We start from the raw sequence: 3641 nt of genomic DNA, 5'->3' as shown, positions 1-3641 counted from the left end.
CGGCCTGCAGATCGCCGTGCCCGACGTGCTCGCGCTCGGCTGGCAGAGCCTGGCCGTGGTGGCGGTCGCGACGGGCGTGACGTTCGCCGTGACGCCGCCGATCGGACGCAGGCTGGGGCTGAGCGCCGGCACGTCGCTGCTCATCGCCACGGGGGTGGCGATCTGCGGGGCCGCGGCCATCGCCGCCATGCGGGAGAGCGCCGACCTGCCCGACGACGAGGAGGCCGCCGCGAGCGCGCTGGGCGTCGTGGTGTCGTACGGGACCGCGGCCATCGTCCTCGTCCCGCTGGTGGGCTCCCTGGTGGGCCTGTCGCCGGCCCAGCTCGGCGTGTGGACGGGCGCGGCCGTGCACGAGGTGGCCCAGGTGGCGGCGATCGGCGCGGCCTCGGGCGTGCTGGCCGGGGCGGTGACGGTCAAGCTAGGCCGGGTGGTGCTCCTGGCCCCGATCGTGGCGCTGACGGCCTGGCGCGGTCGCGCCGGCGGGGCCCGGCCGCCGGTCGTGCCGGCGTTCGTGGCCGCGTTCCTGGCGCTGGTGGCGGTGCGGAGCACGGGGGCGGTGCCGGCCGCCGTGACGGACGCGCTGCCGGGCGTGACGAACGTGCTCATGGCCGCCGCCCTGTTCGGCCTCGGAACCGGCATCGACGTGCGCGAACTGGCCCGGGGCGGCCGGGCGGCGCTGCTCGGCGGGATCGCCACGGCGATCATCGCGGCCACGTCTCTGGCCGGGGTCCTGCTGCTCGTGTGATCCTCGGAGTGGACGGCCGGGCCACGGGGCCCGTACGCTGCTCCGCTCGGAACAAATGCCATAAATCCGGCTGTTCCCCATAAGCAGGTCCAGGGCCACTCTAAGGAGCACGAAACTCACCATGCGCAGCGCCACCGACTCCCTTCTGCAGCCGTCCGACGAGGTCGCCGAGGCCCTGGCGACCGGCGCACCGGTCGTGGCGCTGGAGTCCACGATCATCTCCCACGGGCTGCCGCAGCCGCGCAACCTGGAGGTGGCGCGGGAACTGGAGTCGGTCGTACGGGCCGGGGGCGCGGTCCCCGCCACGATCGCCGTGCTGGACGGTGTGCCCCGCGTCGGCCTGAACGAGGCCGAGCTGGAGCGCGTCGCCTCCGAGCCGGGGCTGCGCAAGCTGGGCCAGCGCGACCTGCCGATGGCCGCGGCGCTGAAGGCCAGCGGCGCGACCACCGTGTCGGCCACCTCGTTCCTGGCCGCCCGCGCCGGGGTCCGGGTCTTCGCCACCGGCGGCCTGGGCGGCGTGCACCGCGGCTGGACCGAGGACCAGGACGAGTCCGCCGACCTCGACACGCTCGCCCGTACCCGGATCACCGTGGTCTGCGCGGGCGTCAAGTCCATCCTCGACGTGCCCGCCACGCTGCAGCGGCTGGAGACGCGCGGCGTGAGCGTCGTGGGCTTCGGCACCGACACCTTCCCCGGCTTCTACCTGCACACCTCTGGCCAGCCCATCGACTGGCGGATCGAGTCCGCCGACGAGGCCGCGGCCATCATGCGCGGCCAGGACGCGCTGGGCGGCCCCGAGACGGCGCTGATCGTGGCCAACCCCGTCCCCGAGGATCAGCAGCTCGATCCGGAGCTGCACGACCGGGTGCTGGCCGAGGCGCTGGCCGCCGCCGAGCGCGACGGCGTCAAGGGGCAGGCGATCACGCCGTTCCTGCTCGGCTACCTGGTGAACGGCACCTCCGGCGCCTCCCTCGAGGCCAACCTCGCCGCCGTGCGCGGCAACACCGCCCTGGCCGCGCGCATCGCCGTGTCCTGGGCCCGATCGTGACGGACGGCGCCCTCCTGGTCATCGGTGACGTGGTCACCGATGTGGTGGCGCTGCACGGCTCCCCGGTGATGTCGGGCACCGACACGGCGGCCGAGATCGTCCTGCGCGCCGGCGGCTCCGGCGCGAACACCGCCGCCTGGGCCGCCCATCTGGGCGCCGAGGTCCACCTGCTGGCCAAGCTCGGCTACGACAGCAGCGAGTGGCACACCACCGAACTGGCCAAGGCGGGCGTGCACCCGCACATGGCCGTGGATCCCGACCATCCCACGGCCGTCGTGATCGCGATGGTGGACAAGAGCGGCGAGCGTTCGATGCTCACCAACCGCGGCGCGGGCGGCCTGATCTCGGCGGACGACTGGGACCCCGGCCTGCTCGACGGCGTGACCCGGCTGCACCTGTCCGGGTACGTGCTGTTCGCCGAGGCCGGGCGGGGCCTGGCGGAGCGGGCCATGGCGGACGCCGCCGCGGCGGGCGTCCGGATCAGCGTCGATCCGGCCTCGACGGGCCCGCTGCGCGAGTTCGGCGTCGAGCGCTTCGCCCGCGAGACCGGCCCGGCCGGACTGATCATCCCCAACCTCGACGAGGCCCTCCTCCTCAGCGGCGCGGCGACGGCGGAGCGGGCGGCCGTGCTCCTGAGTGAGAGATACGGCACAGCGGTGGTGAAGCTGGGCGCGCGGGGCGCGCTGGCCGCCGTGGACGGCGACGTGGTGGCGTCGTCGGAGGGGATGTCCGCCGAGGTGGTGGACTCCACGGGGGCGGGTGACGCGTTCGCCGCCGGATTCCTCGCCGCGACCCTTTCCGGAGCCGCTGAGCAGGCGGCTTTGGAGGCGGGTTGCCGTGCCGGAGCCGCATGTGTGGCCCAGGTGGGGGGCCGTCCGCGATACGGTTTGGATCTGAACCGTCTTTACCCTATTCACACTGATTGATAGCTTGCCGCGTAGGCTGCACCATTAGCCACATGCGTTACAAGCAGCACCACGCGGCTCACTGGGGAGGATAAGGTCCGCCGATGGAAGTCGAGTCATCGATCTGCCTGAGCGACCTAGTCCCTGCGCTGCGTTGGAGCCGCCCACAGCAGGTGGCCGAGGCGTTGGGTGATCCGCGACTGCCCGCGGGATGGTGGTCGTCCCTCGCGTTGTCGAAGGCGCTCGGCACGGCGGGTCTCGACTGGATCTGCGAACGGCTGGCCCGGCTGGCCTCCTCCCGATGGGACCACCTGCCGCTGGCCGACCTGCTGCCCGCGCTGACGGTTCACCACATCGACCCGTCGCTGCCCGGCTGGCCCGAGGCCACCCGTACGGCGATCACGGGGCTCGGCGGATGGCAGCGGCTGCGCCGCCTGTCACCCAGCGACCTGAGCACGCCGTCGGCCACGCCCGAAGTCGTCATCGGGTCGGTCTTCCGCGAGATCCTCGGACGCATCCCGGCCCAGCGCGAGGCCCCCGCCGCCGTCCAGGCGGGCCATCCGGAGGTGACCCGGCCGCTCCAGCGCGGCCAGGCGTCCGCCTCCCCCGGCACGGGCTCCTTCGCGGCGCCGCAGCCCCCGGCCACGACCGGCTCCTTCGCCGCCGTCCAGGGCCAGGCGGGCGCGGGCGAACCGCGTCAGACGGGGTCGTTCCCCGCCATCCAGCAACCCGCCGTCCAGCAACCCGCCGTCCAGCAACCCGCCGACCCGCGCCAGAGCGGGTCCTTCCCGCTGCCCGCGGCGGCCGACGGCGGCCCGGGGACGCGCCAGACGGGGTCGTTCCCCGCCGTGCAGCAACCTCCGGAACGCCAGGGCGGCGCCTTTCCCGGTGGTCAGGATCGGCAGACGGGGTCCTTCCCGGCCGTCCAGCAACCCGCCGACCC

Annotated in this window: 3 protein-coding genes and 1 pseudogene; all 4 read left to right on the top strand. The window is 74.2% G+C overall.

The window, feature by feature from the left end:
* Positions 1-745: YeiH family protein (locus FAF44_RS52455; RefSeq protein ID WP_237110996.1), on the top strand; the 745-nt coding region annotated here is incomplete at its 5' end.
* A gap of 121 nt (positions 746-866) precedes the next feature.
* The gene (locus tag FAF44_RS52450) at positions 867-1793 is read left to right on the top strand and encodes a pseudouridine-5'-phosphate glycosidase (protein WP_237110995.1); all 927 of its coding nucleotides are present in this window, start codon (positions 867-869) and stop codon (positions 1791-1793) included.
* A complete protein-coding gene (locus tag FAF44_RS52445; RefSeq protein ID WP_237110994.1) occupies positions 1790-2719 on the top strand; it encodes a PfkB family carbohydrate kinase in 930 nt (309 codons plus the stop codon). The genes FAF44_RS52450 and FAF44_RS52445 overlap by 4 nt, the downstream gene beginning before the upstream one ends.
* A gap of 83 nt (positions 2720-2802) precedes the next feature.
* Positions 2803-3641: pseudogene (locus FAF44_RS52440) on the top strand (hypothetical protein); the annotation flags it as partial.

The sequence above is a fragment of the Nonomuraea sp. MG754425 genome (genome assembly GCF_021699195.1).
GTDB lineage: Bacteria > Actinomycetota > Actinomycetes > Streptosporangiales > Streptosporangiaceae > Nonomuraea.
This window is presented reverse-complemented; position numbering and strand designations above follow the sequence as displayed.

Coding starts and splice junctions, on each gene's coding strand:
- FAF44_RS52450 (WP_237110995.1), top strand. CDS start 867: ATGCGCAGCGCCACCGACTCCCTTCTGCAGCCGTCCGACGAGGTCGCC.